At 69.1% G+C, this 18,656-nt stretch carries 17 protein-coding genes; 7 read left to right on the top strand and 10 right to left on the bottom strand.

Annotated elements, in window-relative coordinates; translation table 11 throughout:
* Positions 1-116 precede the first annotated feature (116 nt).
* From atpD to ACFQUV_RS11545, 6 genes are all read right to left on the bottom strand, one after another.
* Positions 117-1,562 carry a F0F1 ATP synthase subunit beta gene (gene atpD, locus ACFQUV_RS11520; protein ID WP_111384994.1) on the bottom strand — a complete coding sequence of 482 codons (1,446 nt, stop codon included), beginning with the start codon at positions 1,560-1,562 and terminating at the stop codon, positions 117-119.
* Between the two features lie 62 nt (positions 1,563-1,624).
* A complete protein-coding gene (locus ACFQUV_RS11525; RefSeq protein WP_111384993.1) occupies positions 1,625-2,029 on the bottom strand; it encodes an organic hydroperoxide resistance protein in 405 nt (134 codons plus the stop codon).
* A gap of 30 nt (positions 2,030-2,059) precedes the next feature.
* On the bottom strand, positions 2,060-2,935 hold the full coding sequence (locus ACFQUV_RS11530; protein WP_111384992.1) for a F0F1 ATP synthase subunit gamma: 876 nt from the start codon (positions 2,933-2,935) through the stop codon (positions 2,060-2,062).
* A 175-nt stretch (positions 2,936-3,110) separates the two neighbouring features.
* Entirely contained in the window at positions 3,111-4,640 is a 1,530-nt protein-coding gene (atpA, locus tag ACFQUV_RS11535) for a F0F1 ATP synthase subunit alpha (protein WP_129608116.1), read from the bottom strand.
* A complete protein-coding gene (locus ACFQUV_RS11540) occupies positions 4,640-5,200 on the bottom strand; it encodes a F0F1 ATP synthase subunit delta (protein WP_129608117.1) in 561 nt (186 codons plus the stop codon). The genes atpA and ACFQUV_RS11540 overlap by 1 nt, the downstream gene beginning before the upstream one ends.
* A 384-nt stretch (positions 5,201-5,584) precedes the next feature.
* On the bottom strand, positions 5,585-6,772 hold the full coding sequence (locus ACFQUV_RS11545; protein WP_129608118.1) for an NnrS family protein: 1,188 nt from the start codon (positions 6,770-6,772) through the stop codon (positions 5,585-5,587).
* A gap of 232 nt (positions 6,773-7,004) precedes the next feature.
* Here ACFQUV_RS11545 and ACFQUV_RS11550 point away from each other — a divergent pair, with 232 nt between their 5' ends.
* The 5 genes from ACFQUV_RS11550 (at position 7,005) to glgA (ending at position 13,358) form a co-directional block, all read left to right on the top strand.
* The gene (locus ACFQUV_RS11550) at positions 7,005-7,391 is read left to right on the top strand and encodes a cytochrome c family protein (RefSeq protein WP_129608119.1); all 387 of its coding nucleotides are present in this window, start codon (positions 7,005-7,007) and stop codon (positions 7,389-7,391) included.
* A gap of 360 nt (positions 7,392-7,751) precedes the next feature.
* Entirely contained in the window at positions 7,752-8,111 is a 360-nt protein-coding gene (locus ACFQUV_RS11555) for a septal ring lytic transglycosylase RlpA family protein (RefSeq protein ID WP_129608150.1), read from the top strand.
* A gap of 721 nt (positions 8,112-8,832) precedes the next feature.
* On the top strand, positions 8,833-10,533 hold the full coding sequence (glgP, locus tag ACFQUV_RS11560; RefSeq protein WP_129608120.1) for an alpha-glucan family phosphorylase: 1,701 nt from the start codon (positions 8,833-8,835) through the stop codon (positions 10,531-10,533).
* A gap of 150 nt (positions 10,534-10,683) precedes the next feature.
* On the top strand, positions 10,684-11,901 hold the full coding sequence (glgC, locus tag ACFQUV_RS11565; protein WP_207211395.1) for a glucose-1-phosphate adenylyltransferase: 1,218 nt from the start codon (positions 10,684-10,686) through the stop codon (positions 11,899-11,901).
* Positions 11,898-13,358, top strand: coding sequence for a glycogen synthase GlgA (gene glgA, locus ACFQUV_RS11570; RefSeq protein ID WP_129608122.1), 1,461 nt, complete (start codon positions 11,898-11,900; stop codon positions 13,356-13,358). The genes glgC and glgA overlap by 4 nt, the downstream gene beginning before the upstream one ends.
* A 28-nt stretch (positions 13,359-13,386) precedes the next feature.
* On the opposite strand, the gene ACFQUV_RS11575 is transcribed toward glgA, so the two are convergent.
* On the bottom strand, positions 13,387-14,679 hold the full coding sequence (locus ACFQUV_RS11575; RefSeq protein WP_129608123.1) for a Xaa-Pro peptidase family protein: 1,293 nt from the start codon (positions 14,677-14,679) through the stop codon (positions 13,387-13,389).
* Between the two features lie 270 nt (positions 14,680-14,949).
* On the opposite strand from ACFQUV_RS11575, the gene ACFQUV_RS11580 reads away from it, so the two are divergent.
* Both ACFQUV_RS11580 and ACFQUV_RS11585 read left to right on the top strand, forming a co-directional pair.
* Positions 14,950-15,561 (top strand): hypothetical protein, encoded by a 612-nt coding sequence (locus ACFQUV_RS11580; protein WP_129608124.1) that lies wholly within the window; start codon positions 14,950-14,952, stop codon positions 15,559-15,561.
* A gap of 228 nt (positions 15,562-15,789) precedes the next feature.
* A complete protein-coding gene (locus ACFQUV_RS11585) occupies positions 15,790-16,140 on the top strand; it encodes a 4-fold beta flower protein (RefSeq protein WP_129608125.1) in 351 nt (116 codons plus the stop codon).
* A gap of 157 nt (positions 16,141-16,297) precedes the next feature.
* Here ACFQUV_RS11585 and hslU read toward each other — a convergent pair whose 3' ends face one another.
* The 3 genes from hslU to hslV are packed head-to-tail and all read right to left on the bottom strand — an operon-like array spanning position 16,298 to position 18,649.
* A complete protein-coding gene (gene hslU, locus ACFQUV_RS11590; protein WP_129608126.1) occupies positions 16,298-17,608 on the bottom strand; it encodes an ATP-dependent protease ATPase subunit HslU in 1,311 nt (436 codons plus the stop codon).
* On the bottom strand, positions 17,605-18,090 hold the full coding sequence (locus ACFQUV_RS11595) for a GNAT family N-acetyltransferase (RefSeq protein ID WP_129608127.1): 486 nt from the start codon (positions 18,088-18,090) through the stop codon (positions 17,605-17,607). Before ACFQUV_RS11595 ends, hslU begins: the two co-directional genes overlap by 4 nt.
* Entirely contained in the window at positions 18,083-18,649 is a 567-nt protein-coding gene (hslV, locus tag ACFQUV_RS11600; protein ID WP_129608128.1) for an ATP-dependent protease subunit HslV, read from the bottom strand. The genes ACFQUV_RS11595 and hslV overlap by 8 nt, the downstream gene beginning before the upstream one ends.
* Positions 18,650-18,656 lie beyond the last annotated feature (7 nt).

Genomic DNA, 18,656 nt, shown 5'->3' on the forward strand with positions numbered 1-18,656 from the left:
GATTTAGCGACGGGCGAATGCGAGTGGTTGAGGACCAGCCCGCGGCTCCGCTTCCCTGCTCGCTACTCCCTATTCGCTGTTCGCCGACTGCTCGCCTGCACGCCCGTCGTGGCCGCTCACGCGGCCTCGGCGGCGAGCCGCTTGCCCTTCTCGACCGCCGCCTCGATGGTGCCGACCATGTAGAAGGCCTGCTCCGGCAGGTGGTCGTACTTGCCCTCGCACAGCCCCTTGAAGCCGCGGATGGTGTCGGCGAGCTCGACGAACACGCCCGGCGTGCCGGTGAACACCTCGGCGACGTGGAACGGCTGCGACAGGAAGCGCTCGATCTTGCGGGCACGGGCGACGGTGAGCTTGTCCTCTTCCGACAGCTCGTCCATGCCGAGGATCGCGATGATGTCCTGGAGCGCCTTGTAGCGCTGGAGAACCTGCTGCACCTGGCGGGCGACCGTGTAATGCTCCTCGCCGACGATGCGCGGGTCGAGAATGCGCGAGGTGGAGTCGAGCGGATCGACGGCCGGATAGATGCCCTTCTCGGCGATCGAGCGCGACAGGGTCGTGGTGGCGTCCAGATGCGCGAACGAGGTCGCCGGCGCCGGATCGGTGAGGTCGTCGGCTGGCACGTAGATGGCCTGCACCGAGGTAATCGAGCCCTTGGTGGTGGTGGTGATGCGCTCCTGGAGGGCGCCCATGTCGGTGGCCAGCGTCGGCTGGTAGCCCACCGCCGACGGGATGCGGCCGAGCAGCGCCGACACCTCCGAGCCCGCCTGGGTGAAGCGGAAGATGTTGTCGACGAAGAACAGCACGTCCTGGCCCTGGTCGCGGAAGTATTCGGCGACGGTGAGGCCGGTGAGGCCGACGCGGGCGCGGGCGCCGGGCGGCTCGTTCATCTGGCCGAACACCAGGGCGCACTTGGAGCCCTTGGTGTCGCCGTTGGTCTCGTGCGGGTCCTTGTTGACGCCGGACTCGATGAACTCGTGATAGAGGTCGTTGCCCTCGCGGGTACGCTCGCCGACGCCGGCGAACACCGAGTAGCCGCCGTGGGCCTTGGCGATGTTGTTGATCAGCTCCTGGATGATCACGGTCTTGCCGACGCCGGCGCCGCCGAACAGGCCGACCTTGCCGCCCTTGGCGTAGGGGGCGAGGAGATCCACCACCTTGATGCCGGTGACAAGAATCTGCGACTCGGTCGACTGCTCGGTGTAGGCGGGCGCGTCCTGATGAATGGCGCGCTTCTCGGTGTGCGGCACCGGGCCGGCCTCGTCGATCGGCTCGCCGACCACGTTGAGGATGCGGCCGAGCGTGCCCTCGCCGACCGGCACCGCGATCGGCAGGCCGGTGTCGGCGACCTTCTGGCCGCGGACCAGCCCGTCGGTGGTGTCCATGGCGATGGTGCGGACCGTCGACTCGCCGAGATGCTGGGCGACCTCGAGCACCAGGCGGCGGCCCTGATTGTCGGTCTCGAGCGCGTTGAGGATCGCCGGCAGGTGATCCTCGAACTGCACGTCGACGACGGCGCCGATGACCTGAGTGATACGTCCGACCGTTTGGGTTTGGGTGGCCATGGAAATCTCCTTGGAACTCGAACCGCGGCGCAAGTCGGCCCGAGCGATACGCGATGTCAGTCTCAGACGACGGTCAGCTTGACCGGCACGTTGTTCCGCGTCGCGCGGGAATAGGGGCAGATGCGGTGGGCGTCCTCGACCAGGGCCTCGACCTTGGCGCGGTCGGCGCCCGGGATCGACACCTTGATCTCGGCCGAGAGCGCGAAGCTCACGTCGTCCTTGTCGATGCCGATCGACACGGTGACGCGGGCCGCCTGGCCGTCGACGCCGTGCTTCTTCGACAGCGCCAGGATCGCCTGACCGAAGCAGGACGACCAGCCGAGCGCGAAGAGCTGCTCGGGATTGTGGCCCTCGCCGGAGCCGCCCATCTCCTTCGGCAGCGCCATGGCGAGCCCCAGCCCGCCGTTCTCCAGGACCGCGCGTCCGTCGCGGCCGCCCTTGGTGGTCGCCGTCGTGGTGTAGGCCATGGGGGGTCTCCTTTTTCGCCTGTCGGCTCGCTACAGCGCCTCCGCGCCCGAGATGATCTCGATCAGCTCCTTGGTGATCATCGCCTGGCGCGTGCGGTTGTACTTCAGCGTCTGCTTGCGGATCATCTCGCCGGCGTTGCGGGTGGCGTTGTCCATGGCGGTCATCTGGGCGCCGTAGAACGACGCGGCGTTCTCCAGGAGCGCCTTGAACACCTGCACCGAGATGTTGAGCGGCAGCAGCTCGGCGAGGATCTGCTCCTCGTCGGGCTCGTACTCGTAGGCGACGGTGCCGCCATCGGCGGGTCCGCCCTCGAACACCGCCGGGATGAGCTGCTGGGCAGTCGGGATCTGAGCGATCACCGACCTGAAGCGCGAGAAGAACAGCGTGCAGACATCGAACTCGCCCTTGTCGTAGAGGGCGATGATGCGCTGGCCGATCTCGTGGGCGTTCTCGAACCGGATCTGGCGCACCGCGCGCAGATCGATCAGGTCGATGATCTCGTCCTCGAACTGGCGCTTGAGCTGATCGAAGCCCTTGCGGCCGACGCAGAGGATCTTGACCGTCTTGCCCTCGGCGAGCAGCCCATTGGCGTGATCACGGGCGAGACGGACGATGGCCGAGTTGAACGGGCCGCACAGGCCGCGCTCGCCGGTGCAGACGACCAGCAGATGGACCTGGTCGCGGCCGGTGCCGGCGATCAGCCGCGGCGCCTCCGGATTGTTCTGCACCGAGGCCGCGATGCTGCCGAGCGTGCGCTGCATCCGCTCCGAATAGGGACGCGCCGCCTCGGCCGCCGCCTGCGCCCGGCGCAGCTTGGAGGCCGCGACCATCTGCATGGCCTTGGTGATCTTCTGCGTCGCCTTGGTGGAGGCGATCCGGTTTCGCAGGTCTTTCAGGCTGGGCATGGCTTACCCGATGGCTCCGGCTCGCTCCCTCCACCCTTGTGGGGGAGGGCTGGGGAGGGGGGCAGACGGCGGGGCATGGCCTCGCGGCCGACCCCCCACCCTAACCCTCCCCCACAAGGGGGGAGGGGACACGCTGTTCACCGCGGCGATGCCTCTGGGCCGCCGCCCATCGCGATCACGCGAAGGTCTTCGCGTACTCGTCGAGCACCGCCTTCACCTTGGCGGCGGTGGCGTCGTCGAGGTCGCGGGAGGTCCGGATCGCCTCCAGCACGTCGGCGTGCTTGGTGCGGAACAGCGACAACAGCCCCTGCTCGAACGCCCGCACGCTGCCGACCGGGATCGGATCGAGATAGCCGTTGACGCCGGCATAGATGACGACGACCTGCTCCTCCATCTTCAGCGGCGAGAACTGCGGCTGCTTCAGGAGCTCGGTCAGGCGGGCGCCGCGGTTGAGGAGACGCTGGGTGGTGGCGTCGAGATCGGAGCCGAATTGCGCGAAGGCCGCCATCTCGCGGTACTGCGCCAGCTCGCCCTTGATCTTGCCGGCGACCTTCTTCATCGCCTTGGTCTGCGCCGCCGAGCCGACGCGCGACACCGAGATGCCGACGTTCAGGGCCGGGCGGATGCCCTGGTAGAACAGGTCGGTCTCCAGGAAGATCTGGCCGTCGGTGATCGAGATGACGTTGGTCGGGATGTAGGCCGAGACGTCGTTGGCCTGGGTCTCGATCACCGGCAGCGCCGTCAGCGAGCCCGAGCCGTAGTCCTTGTTCATCTTGGCGGCGCGCTCGAGCAGCCGCGAATGCAGATAGAACACGTCGCCCGGATAGGCTTCGCGGCCCGGCGGGCGGCGCAGCAGCAGCGACATCTGGCGATAGGCGACCGCCTGCTTGGAGAGGTCGTCGTAGAAGATCACGGCGTGCATGCCGTTGTCGCGGAAGTACTCGCCCATGGTGCAGCCGGCGAACGGCGCCAGGAACTGCATGGGGGCCGGATCGGAGGCGGTGGCCGCGATCACGATCGAGTATTCGAGGGCGCCGTTCTCCTCCAGCGCCTTCACGAACTGGGCGACGGTGGAGCGCTTCTGGCCGACCGCGACGTACACGCAGTACAGCTTGACGTGCTCGTCGGTCGACTGGTTGAGCGGCTTCTGGTTGAGGATGGTGTCGAGGACGATGGCGGTCTTGCCGGTCTGGCGGTCGCCGATCACCAGCTCGCGCTGGCCGCGGCCGATCGGGATCAGCGCGTCGATCGCCTTGAGGCCGGTGGCCATCGGCTCGTGCACCGACTTGCGCGGAATGATGCCGGGCGCCTTGACGTCGACGCGGCACCGCTCGGTCGCCTGGATCGGCCCCTTGCCGTCGATCGGGTTGCCCAGCGCGTCGACGACGCGGCCGAGCAGGCCCTTGCCGACCGGCACGTCGACGATGGCGCGGGTGCGCTTGACCGTCTGGCCTTCCTTGATCTCGCGGTCGTTGCCGAAGATGACGATGCCGACATTGTCGATCTCGAGGTTCAGCGCCATGCCGCGGACGCCGTTCTCGAACTCGACCATCTCGCCGGCCTGGACGTTGTCGAGACCGTAGACGCGGGCGATGCCGTCACCGACGGAGAGAACCTGACCGACCTCGGACACCTCGGCTTCCTGGCCGAAGTTCTTGATCTGCTCCTTGAGGATCGCAGAAATCTCTGCGGCGCGGATGTCCATCAGCCGACCTCTTTCATCGCGTGCTTGATTGCATTCAGCTTGGTGCGGAGCGAGCCGTCGACCATCCGGCTTCCGACCTTGACCACGAGCCCGCCGATGATGGCGGGATCGACCTTCACGTCCACCTGCACGTTCTTGCCGGTGACGCCGTCGAGCGCCGCCTTGATCTCGGCGCGATGCGTCTCCGCCAGCGGCTCGGCCACGGTGACCACGGCCGCAACCTCGCCCTTGTGGGCCGCGACCATCTCGCGGAAGGCACGCAGCATGTCGCGCACGGCGAACAGGCGACGATTGGCCGCGACCAGCCGCAGGAAGTTGGCGGCGATGCCCTCGATCTTCGCCTTGGTGAGCACCGCGGTGATCGCCCGGGTCTGCTCCTCGGCGGAGAACACGGCGCTGCGCACCAGACGCATCAGGTCGGGATTGTCGGCGAGCATCGCCTCGAAGCGGGCGAGGTCGCGGATCACCGTGTCGAGCGTCCCGGCCTCACGGGCGAGCTCGAACAGGGCGGTCGCATAACGTCCTGCCATTCCGGCAACGATCGGCTCGTCTCCTGCCACGGCGCTCTCTTTCGGGTTCGGGCATCCGAGGTCCCGCCGCGGTTCCGGGGGCCAGGCGCAAGCCCCTGGATTCGTAGCGGGACCAGGATTGTGTGGGGCATGCGGAGCGGCCGGCGCCCCGTTGAAAAACCGCGGGTTTGCTAACACAGCCCCGGGGGCGGTGCAATATGGCGAACGCAACCCGGCGAAGGGCCTCGGCGCGGCCGCGGAGGCCCTGGCGGCCCCGTCGCGACGGGGCCGGACGGGCGTCCCCTCGGAGGAGCCCGTCGAGCAGGCGGGAGAACCGGACGCGCGCCGGATCGCCGCACACGCCCGCGCGGTCTCCGCACCTGCCGGCCCGCCGGACCGGACAGGACCGGCCGGACCGGGAGGCGGCGGCGTGTCTCAGCCGGCCTTGTGGCGCGGGCGCACCAGCAGCGGCCCGTAGACCAGGCAGAAGCCCCAGAAGGCCGCCACCCAGGCGAGACCCGCGGCCCACAGCAGCGGCGTCGCCATCTCGGGCAGGAGGCCGGCGGCGATCCGCAGGGCCGCCGCCGCCAGCACGGCGCCGTAGACCAGCCGGGTCGAGGGCGGCGCCTCCAGGGCATGGCCGGTGTGGCCGCGGGTCGCCCGCGTCATCACGGCGAGCGTCATCACCCCGACGGCGCCGACCGACCAGGCGTGGATGCCGGCGGCTTCGGGCACGACCGGCCACAGCGCGGCCGCCGCCAGCAACAGGAAGCCGAGCGGCACGAAGGCGTAGCCGAGGTGCAGGATCAGCACCAGGGCGTCGCGCCCGGTGCGGTCGCCGGCCCAGCGGGCGAGCCGCACCGCATGGACGAGGCCGGCGCCGATCAGCAGCACCGCCGTGACGACGGCATCGGGCGCCGCCAGCCACGCCGCCAGCGCCGCCACGGCGAGCCCGATGGCGACCGCGTCGAGCCGGTCGAACGGAGCCGGCAACCGGCCGGGGTTCTCGCGCACCAGCCAGTTGCGGGTGAAGCTCGGGATGATGCGGCCGCCGATCAGCACGATCAGCATGACGACGGCGGCGAGGGCCAGCCGGCGCCCCAGCATCGCGCCGCCCCACAGATGCGCCTCGACATGGAACACCAGGTTGGCGAGGGCGAACACCGCGAGGATCACCAGGACGCGCAGGTTGCGCCAGTTCCGGCCGGCGATCACCTCGCGGCCGGCCGCCGCCAGCACCAGCAGCAGGAAGGCGGAATCGATCACCGCCACGAGCCCCCAGCCGAGCAGGCCGCCGGCCGCCACCGCGAGCCGCCCGGCGAGCCACGCCAGCACCAGCACCAGCAGCGGCAGGCCGGCGAGCGGCAGCCGGCCGGTCCAGTTCGGGATGGCGGTGAGCAGGAACCCGGTCACCACCGCGGCCACGTAGCCGAACAGCAGCTCGTGGGCGTGCCAGTCGGTCGGCGTGAAGACACCGTCGAGCCCGATCCGGCCCTCGTAGACGGGCAGCCACAGCAGCACCGTCAGACCGGCCCACAGGGCACCGACCAGGAAGAACGGACGAAAGCCGTAACTGAGCACCGCCGGGCCGGTGAACGCGGCGACGCGGGGAACGGGGGTCATGGACACTCCGGATACGGTCGCTGTCGTCGACTCGAACCGGCGACCGCCATCCCGGTTCGAACCTTCACGTCACCTTTGCCATTAGGAGACGATGAGGCGCGGCGGAAAGCCGCGAGTGCGGCGGCGCTTGATTTTCGTCAAGCTTCTGTCTTCTTGCTGAACGCGGACCTCCGCGTCTCCGGCCCCTCGGGCTCGCCGGCCGGTCCTCGAGAACGAAAGGGAACCAGGCACTATGATGATGAGAGCATTCGTTGTCGCGTTCGCGTTTGCGGCTTCGACCGGCATTGCCGCCGCCCAGGACGTCGAGGCCGGGGCGGTTTCGTTCCGCAAGTGCGCGCCGTGCCACGCCGTCGGCGAAGGCGCGGCCAACAAGGTCGGCCCGGTGCTCAACGGCCTCCCGGGCCGCAAGAGCGGCACGATCGCCGGCTTCAATTATTCCGACGCCAACAAGAATTCCGGCATCACCTGGGACAAGGCGACGTTCAAGACCTACATCACCGATCCGCGCGCCAAGATCCCCGGCACCAAGATGGTCTTCGCGGGTATCAAGAACGACAAGGAGCAGGACGACCTCTGGGCCTACCTGTCGCAGTTCGGTCCGGACGGCAAGAAGAAGTAGTCGCTGCCGTCGCCATTTCTCGCGCCTTCGAGTCGGCGCGCCACCGCCCCGTCGGGCCGTGGCGCGCTTTTTTTGACCGCGGCGCTCCCCTTTTCAACCGCCGCGCTCCCCTGGCGGGCTCGTCCCTTCGGGACCCCCACCGTCCGACGGCCGCAACGGCCGCGCCTCCTCGGACGAGATCCGGCCGATCCGAGAGCCCCGCGTTTGCCGCCGGTGCCGGCCTCTGCTCCCCCGACCGCTCTCGGTAATATTAGTTACACAACGTGATGGAACCCAAACGCCTCGCCATGTTGAGGGCACATTCGGCCGCTTAAAGCGCTGCTTCCCTCAAACAACACGGAGACTATGCAGCGCATGGCGATGCTGATCCTCGTTCGGTCTATTGCTGTCCTGGTCGCAGTATTCGCTGTCTCGATGCTTTCTTCGAAGGCCGAGGCATTCACTCAGTCAGGTATTGCTTCAGTCTATTCGGGAGGCAAGACCGCCAACGGCGAGCGCGCGCATTCGGGCGCCCTGACGGCGGCGCACCGCCACCTCCCCTTCGGGACCATGGTGCGGGTGACGCACCGCAAGACCGGCCGCTCGGTGGTGGTCCGCATCAACGACCGCGGCCCCTTCGTGCGCGGCCGGGTGATCGATCTGACTCCGGCCGGTGCCCGGGCGATCGGCCTCGGCTACGGCCTGGCGCCGGTGTCGCTGGCGGTGCTCGGCCGCAACTGAGGCCGCGCCCGCGACCCTCGCAACGTCGCCTTTCGAAAGAGCGTCGCACGACCCGTGCGGCGCTCTTTTCGCGTCCGGGCGGGCTCGCGCAGGGACGCGCCGGGCCGGCACCGCGAGCCGCCGGGCTCCGCCTCTGGCCGTCAGGCCCCCTACTGCGGTATGGCACGAGGGTTGCTTTTTTTGATCCGCCCGGCCGCGACATCGCCGCCGCGCCGGGTCGCGCCGGAGAGCCCGCGGACCACGTCGACCGAGGCACAGGACGAACCGGGGAAACGGGACGAAGGAGGGGCACGCCACCATGAGCACGACCGCTCCCGCCGCCTCCGGCGCGGCACTCCGGCGCGCCGCTCCGGCGCCGCACCCTGGTGCGGCGCACCCAAGCGGCGGACGCCCCGACGAGACCTTTGCGCGGCGGCCCGCGTCTGTGCCACAAAGGCGGCCGGATGCTTGCCACGCCGACTCCTGTATTGCATTGCATCGACTGCGACTGCGCGAGAGGGGGCCGACATGATGACGAGTCCGACGAGACTGCCGCGCCGCCCCCATGCGGTCGCGCCGGGCTCGCCTCCCTCACCCGGCCGCACGCCGCGGGACCGGCTCGCCGGCCCCGCCGGGCACCATGCCCGCCGCCCCGGACGTCTCCGGTGACGGCGGTGAGCGGCGCGAACCCGGTCCCTCGCCGGACTCACTCGTCACCAGGCCCAACCGTCGCGGAGCAGCAATGATCGAGGTCGCGCGCTATCTGTCGGTCAACCGGATCGCCTACTTCTCCATGGAGGTCGGCATCCGGCAGGAGATGCACACCTATTCGGGCGGCCTCGGGCTCCTGGCCGGCGACGCCGCCCGCTCGGCCGCCGATCTCGACCTGCCCATGGTGTTCGTCACCCTCGCGTCGCGCGAGGGCTCGATCAAGCAGCAGATCGACGCCGACGGCAACCAGATCGACGGTCCCGATCCGTGGAACCCGGAGGAGTGGGCGACCCCGGTCGGCGCCATGGTGGCGGTGCAGATCGAAGGCCGCCAGGTATGGATTCGCCCGTGGCTCTACGAGCTGAAGTCGGCGCGCGGCCCGCAGGTGCCGGTGCTGCTGCTCGACACCAACGTTCCGGAGAACGATCCACGCGACCGCATCATCACCAACCGGCTGTATTTCGGCGACCAGAAGGATCGCATCAAGCAGGAGGTGGTGCTCGGCGTCGGCGGCGTCCGCGTGCTGCGCGCACTCGGCTTCACCATCGACACCTATCACCTCAACGAAGGCCACGCCGCGTTCCTGTCGCTGGCGTTGCTCGACCACCATCGGCTCAACCGCATCCCGGGCATTCCCGAGCCGTTCGACTACGATGTCCACGCGGTGCGCGAGAAATGCGTGTTCACCACCCACACGCCGGTGGAGGCGGGGCACGATCGGTTCTCGTATGACGACGTGCGCGCCATCGTGGGCGACCTCATCGAGCTCGATCAGCTCAAGCTGCTGGCCGGCCCCGATCACCTCAACATGACGCAGCTCGCCCTCAACCTGTCGCGCTACGCCAACGGCGTCGCCCGCCGGCACGCCGAGACGGCGCAGAAGATGTTCCCGGCCTACCCGATCCGCACGGTCACCAACGGCGCCCATGTGCCGACCTGGATGCACCCGGCGATCGCCGACCTGTTCAAGACGCTCGCCCCGCACTGGGCCTACGAGCTGGAGGACCTGCTCAAGGCCGATCAGGTGCCGGACGAGGCGCTGTGGGCCGCCCATCAGCAGGCCAAGCGCGAGCTGGTCGATCTGGTGCGCGACACCACCGGGGTCGCCATGGACCCCGACGTGCCGGTGATCGGCTTCGCCCGCCGGATGACCGGCTACAAGCGTCCGGACCTGCTGTTCCACGACATCGAGCGCCTGCGGGCGATCGCCGGCCGCCGGCCGTTCCAGGTGGTGATGGCCGGCAAGGCGCATCCGCGCGATTTCGAAGGCAAGGCGATGATCCGGTCGATCCATGCCCATATGAGATCGATCAAAGACATCCCCATGGCTTTTTTGCCAAACTACAGCATCGCCATCGCCAAGCGGCTGGTGGCCGGCTCGGATGTGTGGCTCAACAATCCGGTGCCGCCGCTGGAGGCATCGGGGACGAGCGGCATGAAGGCGGCGTTCAACGGCGTGCTCAACTTCAGCGTCCTCGACGGCTGGTGGCTGGAGGGCTGGGTCGAGGGCGTCACCGGCTGGTCGATCGGCAGCGACGGCAGCGATCCCTCGCCCGAGGCGCACGCGGCCGCCATGTACGCCAAGCTCGAATCCACCGTGCTGCCGCTCTATCACGAGGACCGGGCGCGCTGGATCTGGATGATGAAGCAGACCATCGCCAAGATCGGCGCGGTGTTCAACAGCGCCCGCATGATGCGGCGCTACGCGACAGAGGCCTATCTCCGGGCGTGACCGGCGCGCCGCGGCGCGCCGTCGGCACGGCGCGCGCGGTCCCGACGATCGGAGCGGGCAACGGATTCGGAGGACGGACTTCTCAAACTCAGGCGAGGCAATTCAGTGCCGTTTGACCATTCCTTGTCGGGGCCGCTCGCCCGTAGCGCGATGGCCTATGTGCTCGCAGGCGGCCGTGGCAGCCGGCTGCACGAGCTGTGCGACAACCGCGCCAAGCCGGCGGTCTATTTCGGCGGTAAGTCCCGCATCATCGACTTCACGCTCTCCAACGCGCTCAATTCGGGCATCCGCCGCATCGCGGTGGCGACCCAGTACAAGGCGCACAGCCTGATCCGCCACATGCAGCGGGGTTGGAACTTCTTCCGCCCCGAGCGGAACGAGAGCTTCGACATCCTGCCGGCGAGCCAGCGCATCGCCGGAGCGAGCTGGTATGCCGGCACGGCCGATGCCGTCTACCAGAACCTCGACATCATCGAGAGCTACAATCCGGAATACATCGTCCTTCTCGCCGGCGATCACGTCTACAAGATGGACTACGAGCCGATGCTCCAGCAGCATGTGGAGCAGAAGGCCGACATCACCATCGCCACCATCGAGGTGCCGCTCAAGCAGGCGACCCATTTCGGCGTGCTGCATGTCGGCGCCGACGATGTGGTTCTCGACTTCGTCGAGAAGCCCGAGAAGCCGCCCCACATGCCGGGCAACCCGGCGCTGGCGCTGGCCAGCATGGGCATCTACGTCTTCAACACCAAGTTCCTGATCGATCAGGTGCGGCGCGACGCCCAGGACCCGCACTCGACGCACGACTTCGGCAAGGACATCGTCCCCTACCTCGTCAAGTACGGCAAGGCGGTGGCGCATCCGTTCTCGCGCTCCTGCGTGCGCTCGCGCGAGGAGGCCGAGGTCTATTGGCGCGACGCCGGCACCATCGATGCGTACTGGGAGGCCAATATCGACCTCACCGCGGTGGTGCCGCAGCTCGACCTGTTCGATCACAACTGGCCCATCTGGACCTATGCGGAGATCACCCCGCCCGCCAAGTTCGTGCACGACGAGCAGGGCCGGCGCGGCACCGCGGTGTCGTCGCTGGTGGCCGGCGGCTGCATCGTGTCGGGCGCCTCGATCCGCGGCTCGCTGATCGGCACCGGCTCGCACGTCCACTCCTACGCCTATGTCGAGAACTCGGTGGTGCTGCCGCAGGTCGACGTCGGTCGCGGGGCGCGGCTGCGCAACGTGGTGATCGACAAGGGCACCATCATCCCGGCGAAGCTGGTGGTGGGCGAGGACCCGGAGCTCGACGCCGAGCGGTTCCGCCGCACCGAGAACGGCATCTGCCTGATCACCCAGCACATGATCGATCGGTTGTGAGTGGCGCGAGTCCGATCCTCGTCCTGTCCGTCGTTTCCGAGATCTTCCCCTTCGTGAAGACCGGGGGGCTCGCGGACGTCGTCGGCGCTTTGCCGGCGGCGCTCGCCCCCGAGAACGTGCGCACCGTCACGCTGATCCCCGGCTATCCGGCCGTGCTGGCGGCCCTGCACGACGTCTCCACCGTGCTCGAGGTGCCGGACCTGTTCGGCAGCCCCGCCAGGCTGCTGCACGGCCGCGCCCGCAATCTCGAGCTGATCGCCATCGCGGCGCCGCATCTCTACGACCGCCCCGGCAACCCCTACATGGCGGTCGACGGCCGCGACTGGCCCGACAACGCCATCCGGTTCGGCGCCCTCGGCCTGATGGCGGCGCGCCTGGCCGCCGGCGAGGTCCCGGCCCTGCGGCCCGACGTGCTGCACGCCCACGACTGGCAGGGCGGGCTTGCGGCCGCCTATCTGCGCTACCGCTACGAGCGCGGCCCGCGCACCGTCCAGACGGTGCACAACCTGGCCTTCCAGGGCCTGTTCCCCGCCTCGCTGCTGCCGGCGCTGGCGCTGCCGCCGCAGGCCTACAGCATCAACGGCGTCGAGTTCCACGGCGAGATCGGCTTTCTCAAGGCCGGGCTGGCGCTCGCCGACTGGATCACCACGGTATCGCCCACCTATGCGGCCGAGATCCGCACCCGTGAATACGGCATGGGGCTCGACGGCCTGCTGCGCAGCCGCACCGAGCGGCTCTCCGGCATCCTCAACGGCATCGACGACGCGGTGTGGAACCCGAGCCGCGACCCGCTGATCGCCGCCCGCTTCGACGCCCGCCGCATCGCGCCGCGCATCGCCAACAAGTCGGTGCTGAAGAAGCGCATGAACCTCGCGCCCGACGATGCGCTGCTGTTCGGCGTGGTCAGCCGGCTGACCTGGCAGAAGGGCCTCGACATGCTGGTCGAGGTGCTGCCGACGCTGCTCGCCACCGGCTCGCAGCTCGTCGTGCTCGGCTCCGGCGAGCGCAATCTCCAGCAGGCGTTTCTCGATGCCGCCCGCATTCATCCGAGCCGCGTCGCCTGCGTGGTCGGCTACGACGAGGAGCTGGCGCACCTGATCCAGGCCGGCGCCGACGCGCTCTTGATGCCGTCGCGCTACGAGCCCTGCGGGCTGTCGCAAATGTGCGCCCTGCGCTACGGCACCCTGCCGGTGGTGAGCCATGTGGGCGGACTCGCCGACACGGTCATCGACTGCAACGACATGGCGATCGCCGAGGGCGTCGGCACCGGCATCGTGTTCACGCCGACCATCGGCATGCTGGAGGCGGCGGTGCTGCGCACCACCGCGCTGTGGCGCAACGGCCGGGTGTGGCGGCGCGTGCAGCGCAACGCCATGCGGGCCGACGTGTCGTGGCGCCGCTCGGCGCGCCGCTACGCCCAGCTCTATCGCGATCTCCTCGCCGAGCGCCGCCGCTGAACGACGGCACGCCGGCAGCCGCGCCGGCTCAGTAGCGGCCGGCGATCGGCAGCTCCTCGGCCGGGAACAGGGTGATCAGCCGGCAGCCCTTGTCGGTGACCACCACCTCCTCCTCGATGCGCGCCGCCGAGTAGCCGTCGCCGGCCGGGCAGTAGGTCTCGATGGCGAACACCATGCCCTCCTTGATCTCGGTCGGGTGATCCATCGACACCACCCGCGAGATGATCGGCCGCTCGTGCAGGGCGAGGCCGAGCCCGTGCGCGAATTGCAGCCCGAAGGCCGCCATCTCGTCCGGGAAGCCGAACGCCTCGGCCTTGGGGAACACCTCGCAGATGTGCGCCGTGGTGACGCCCGGCCGGATGCGGGCGATGGCGTTGTCGAGCCACTCGCGCGCCCGCCGATAGGCGTCGTGCTGAGCCGGGGTGGCGCGGCCGACATTGAAGGTCCGGTAGTAGCAGGTGCGGTAGCCCATGAACGCCTGGATGATGTCGAAGAACGCCTGATCGCCCGGCCGCAGCATCCGGTCGGTGAAGTTGTGCGGATGCGGATTGCAGCGCTCGCCCGAGATGGCGTTGATCGCCTCCACGTCGTCGGAGCCGTTTCGGTAGAGGAACCTGTTCACCTCGGCGACCACGTCGTTCTCGCGCACGCCGGGCCGCAGCATGTCCCACACGACCTGATAGGCGCCGTCCACCATGGCGGCAGCCCGATTGAGGAGCGCGATCTCGTCGGCCGACTTGATCTCGCGCGCCTCCAGCATCACCTGCTGGCCGTCCGCCACAGTGACGCCGGCCTTTTGCAGGGCGAACATCATCGGCGGCTCGACCACGTCCATGCCGACCGGCATGTCGGCGACGCCGGCCTCGCGCAGCAGCGCCGCGATCTCCTCGGCGTGGCGGGCCATCAGGCCGAAGGCCGGATCGACGGTGCCGCGCAGGCCGACCAGTCCGGCCCGGCAGTTCTCCGGCTTCAGCCACGGCGCATACAGCTTGTGATGCACGGCGGCGGAGCCGAAGTCCCACAGGATCGGCTCGCCGGTGCGGGTCAAGAGCGCCCAGCGGGCCAGCTTGTCGCGCTCCCATTCGCCGATCTTGGTCGAGGTGAGATAGCGGATGTTGTTGACGTCGAAGACCAGCAGGGCGCCGAGGTCGGAATTCTCCAGCGCCTGGCGGGCGCGTGACAGTCGGTAGCGATGCAGACGGCGGTAGTCGACCCGCTCCTCGAAATCGACCCCCATGGTGCCGAGCGCCGGCAAGGCGCGAGTCCAGTCGTGGCGCGGATCGATGTCGTCGGCGCGGATTTCGCGCAGGTGCTGGTCCATGGCGGTCTCCTCGGATTATGGGCGGCGGCGCTGACGGCCGGCCTTGGGCGGGTGTCGCATTATAGGGGGAAGCCGGAGCGCGGCGAAAGGCGGCGCGGCGGCGGGACGCCGGACGGAACGTCCGACTCGCCGAGGCGTTGACGGGCGATCGAGACGCCGGCGCGGCGTCCGGGCGGGAGCCGGACAAGGCCGTCGAGGGAGGCGCAGATGCAGCACCGTGGCCTGGCTCGGAGTGTGGTTCGCAGTGGGGTTCGGGGTGTGAGTTGGGTCGTGGCCGCAGCCGCGCTGACGCTCGCCGGCCTCGTCACGATGCCGGCCGCCGCCCAGCCTGCCGGCGCCCCGCCGGCGCCGGAGTTCGCCGCGCCCGAGCCCCCGGATGGGGCCCCGGATGATCCCCCAGGTCCTGCCGAGGCGGGACGCCCCGCCGCGGCGAGCCGCGGCCCGACGGTCGGGCTCGACAATCCGGGCTGGGCGGTATTCACCGACCGGGCCGGCACCCGCGTCGACTATCCGTCCAACATCTTCACGGTCGAGCTGGGGCCGGCCCGCCGCGGCGCGGGGGTGGAGCTCGGATCGGCGGACGGCCGCGCCCGGCTGATGGTCTATGTCGAGCCCAACGCGGAGAATCACTCGCCGGCGCGCTTCGTCCGCAGCAATCTCCGCGTCCCCGCCAGCGCCATCGACTATCGCCGCATCACCGACCGCTTCTTCGCGGTATCGGGCATCGCCGAGGACGACATATTCTACAGTCGATGCAATTTCCCGGCGCGGGCGGCGGGTCCGATGCACTGTATCTACATTGCATACCCGCGATCCGAAGAACGCGCCTGGGACGCCATCGTGACCAGGATCAGCCTGTCGTTACGGGCGCCACGCAACTGATCGCGCTGCCGCTTGGTGTGTCTCACTGCGCCATGCGCGCGCCTCGCGTACGTGCAGTGCACCGCAACTCCTGCGCCTGCGCAAATATCCCCATGAGACGGGATGTCGCGTGTCAGGAATTCTACACGTTCTCGCAGCGGGAACGCCGTGTTAGAAAGCACATCGATGCGTCGTCTCCCCGACGGTGCATGTGTGACGACGGACCCCCTACTCGAAATCAGCAAGGCAATGGAACCGCTTTACGATCGCCAGGGCCGCGTGCGGGCCTGGCTCCAGGAAGAGCACGGCCGGATCATCAGCCTCCAGGGCTGTCATCTCGCCTCGATCGAGGGACACAGCGTCTACGACCGCTTCGGCCAGCACATCGGCTGGTGGAAGAACGGCCATATGCGCAACTCGCGAGGCGCCGTGGTGGTGTGGGCCGCCGATGCCTTCGGGCTCGGCGTGATTCGCCCGCCGCTGCTGCCGCCGCCGGCGGAGCCCACCGCTCCGCACGTCGCCGCCACCTGGCAGACCCGCGCGACGCCGCCGGCACATCCGGCCCGCAGCGCCTCCTGGGCGGTCGAATTCCCGTTCTGATTCGGTTCGGACGGCCTCGCGCATCTCGCGCGCCCGCGATGAGCCACCGCGCCGCCGCCTCGTCTCCGACATGATCGGTCGCCTCGCGCGCGTTTCGCGCCACGATACGCCGTGCGCGTCGGCGCCGGCGCAACATCGTGCGCGGCGGCCGCGCTGATCAGAGGATGAAGCGGCTGAGATCGGCGTTCTTGGCGAGATCGGCGACGCGGCTGTTCACATAGTCGCCGTCGATCGTCAGCGTGTCGCCCGACTTGTCGGGCGCCGTGAAGGAAATCTCGTCGAGCACCCGCTCCATCACGGTCTGCAACCGGCGGGCCCCGATGTTCTCGACGGTGGCGTTCACCGAAACGGCGACATCCGCGATGGCGTCGATGGCGCTCTCCTGGAAGTCGAGCGTGACGCCCTCGGTCGCCATCAGGGCGACGTACTGCTTGATCAGCGATGCCTCGGTCTCGGTGAGGATGCGGCGGAAGTCGTCGCGCGTCAGCGCCTTCAGCTCGACCCGGATGGGCAGCCGGCCTTGCAGCTCCGGCAGCAGATCGGACGGCTTGGCCAGATGGAAGGCGCCCGACGCGATGAACAGGATGTGGTCGGTCTTCACCGTGCCGTGCTTGGTCGACACCGAGGTGCCCTCGATCAGCGGCAGCAGGTCGCGCTGCACGCCTTCGCGCGACACGTCGGCGCCACCGCGGTTCTCGCGGGCGCAGATCTTGTCGATCTCGTCGAGGAACACGATGCCGTTGTTCTCGACCGCCCGGATCGCCTCCTGCACCAGCTGGTCCTGATCGAGCAGCTTGTCGGATTCCTCGGCGATCAGGATCTCGTAAGACTCCTTCACGGTCACCCGGCGCGTCTTGGTGCGGCCGGCGCCGAGCTTGCCGAAGATGTCGCCGAGCGACACGGCACCCATCTGAGCGCCCGGCATGCCGGGAATGTCGAACATCGGCATGCCACCGCCGCCGCCCGCCTGCACCTCGATCTCGATCTCGCGGTCGTCCATCTCGCCGGCCCGCACCTTCCTGCGGAACGTCTCCTTGGTGGAGGCGGACGCATTGGCGCCGACCAGCGCGTCGACGACGCGGTCCTCGGCGGCGAGATGCGCCCGCGCCGCGACGTCCTTGCGCTTCCGCTCGCGGGTCAGCGCGATGCCGACCTCGACGAGATCGCGGACGATCTGCTCGACGTCGCGGCCCACATAGCCGACCTCGGTGAATTTGGTGGCCTCCACCTTGATGAACGGCGCCCCGGCGAGCCGGGCGAGCCGGCGCGAGATCTCGGTCTTGCCGACGCCGGTCGGGCCGATCATCAGGATGTTCTTCGGCATCACCTCCTCGCGCAGCCGCTCGTCGAGCTGCAACCGCCGCCAGCGGTTGCGCAGCGCGATGGCGACGGCGCGCTTGGCGTCGTGCTGGCCGATGATGAAGCGGTCGAGCTCGGAGACGATTTCGCGGGGCGAGAAGTCGGTCATGGGTCGCGTACCATCAGGAGCGCCGGGCCGTCCGGCGTGTCGACCACGCGGTCGCGGCGGAAGCCGGCCTTTTCATAAGCGCGGATCGCGCGCGGATTGTCGGGGTCGGGATCGGTGACGACGCGCGGCACGCCGCGCGCCAGGAGATCGTCGGAGAACTGCCGCACGAAGGCGGAGCCGTGGCCGCGCCCGAGCATGTCGGGCTCGCCGATCGACTGGTCGATGCCGCGCGTCCCCGCCGGCTGCGGCCCGAAGCCCTCGTTCCAGACGCCGAGCCGATAGCACTGGATATAGGCGAACGGCCGCCCGCCAGCGATCACCAGGAACTGGTCCATGTCGGGATGGTCGAGATCGGAGGCGACCAGCGCGAGCTGCTCCTCCGGGTCGCCCCACCATTCGCGGACGTGTGGCCGCACCAGCCAGGTCGCCATCAGCGGCAGGTCGGCGGCCGTGAACGGACGGAACTGGTAAGGCTCAGCCAACCGGCAGGGTCTCGATGGTCAGGTTGCCATTCGTGTAGACGCAGATATCGGCGGCGATCTGGAGCGAGCGGCGCACGATGGTCTCGGCGTCGAGATCGGTGTCGATGAGCGCCCGGGCGGCGGCCAGGGCGTAGTTGCCGCCGGAGCCGATGCCGACGACGCCGTTCTCGGGCTCCAGCACGTCGCCATTGCCGGTCAGCACCAGCGAGATCTTCGGGTCGGCGACGATCATCATGGCTTCGAGCCGGCGCAGGTAGCGGTCAGTGCGCCAGTCCTTGGCGAGCTCGACCGACGCCCGCATGAGCTGGCCCGGATACTGCTCGAGCTTGGCCTCCAGCCGCTCGAACAGCGTGAAGGCGTCGGCGGTGGCGCCGGCGAAGCCGCCGATGACGTCGCCCTTGGCGAGCCGGCGGACCTTTCGCGCATTGGCCTTGACGATGGTCTGGCCGATGGAGACCTGGCCGTCGCCGCCCACCGCCACGATGCCGCCCTTGCGGACCGTCACGATGGTGGTGCCGTGCCAGGATGGCAGTTCGGAGCGGGTGGAATCGGGATGCATGGGAAAT

It is taken from the genome of Rhodoplanes sp. P11, from assembly GCF_964266735.1.
Classification (GTDB): Bacteria; Pseudomonadota; Alphaproteobacteria; order Rhizobiales; family Xanthobacteraceae; genus Rhodoplanes; species Rhodoplanes serenus.

What these genes read in the sequence shown, in the direction of transcription:
- atpD (WP_111384994.1), bottom strand. Translation starts at nt 1,562, where the DNA reads ATGGCCACCCAAACCCAAACGGTCGGACGTATCACTCAGGTCATCGGC.
- ACFQUV_RS11525 (WP_111384993.1), bottom strand. Translation starts at nt 2,029, where the DNA reads ATGGCCTACACCACGACGGCGACCACCAAGGGCGGCCGCGACGGACGC.
- ACFQUV_RS11530 (WP_111384992.1), bottom strand. Translation starts at nt 2,935, where the DNA reads ATGCCCAGCCTGAAAGACCTGCGAAACCGGATCGCCTCCACCAAGGCG.
- atpA (WP_129608116.1), bottom strand. Translation starts at nt 4,640, where the DNA reads ATGGACATCCGCGCCGCAGAGATTTCTGCGATCCTCAAGGAGCAGATC.
- ACFQUV_RS11545 (WP_129608118.1), bottom strand. Translation starts at nt 6,772, where the DNA reads ATGACCCCCGTTCCCCGCGTCGCCGCGTTCACCGGCCCGGCGGTGCTC.
- ACFQUV_RS11550 (WP_129608119.1), top strand. Translation starts at nt 7,005, where the DNA reads ATGATGATGAGAGCATTCGTTGTCGCGTTCGCGTTTGCGGCTTCGACC.
- ACFQUV_RS11555 (WP_129608150.1), top strand. Translation starts at nt 7,752, where the DNA reads ATGCTGATCCTCGTTCGGTCTATTGCTGTCCTGGTCGCAGTATTCGCT.
- glgP (WP_129608120.1), top strand. Translation starts at nt 8,833, where the DNA reads ATGATCGAGGTCGCGCGCTATCTGTCGGTCAACCGGATCGCCTACTTC.
- glgC (WP_207211395.1), top strand. Translation starts at nt 10,684, where the DNA reads ATGGCCTATGTGCTCGCAGGCGGCCGTGGCAGCCGGCTGCACGAGCTG.
- ACFQUV_RS11575 (WP_129608123.1), bottom strand. Translation starts at nt 14,679, where the DNA reads ATGGACCAGCACCTGCGCGAAATCCGCGCCGACGACATCGATCCGCGC.
- ACFQUV_RS11585 (WP_129608125.1), top strand. Translation starts at nt 15,790, where the DNA reads ATGGAACCGCTTTACGATCGCCAGGGCCGCGTGCGGGCCTGGCTCCAG.
- hslU (WP_129608126.1), bottom strand. Translation starts at nt 17,608, where the DNA reads ATGACCGACTTCTCGCCCCGCGAAATCGTCTCCGAGCTCGACCGCTTC.
- hslV (WP_129608128.1), bottom strand. Translation starts at nt 18,649, where the DNA reads ATGCATCCCGATTCCACCCGCTCCGAACTGCCATCCTGGCACGGCACC.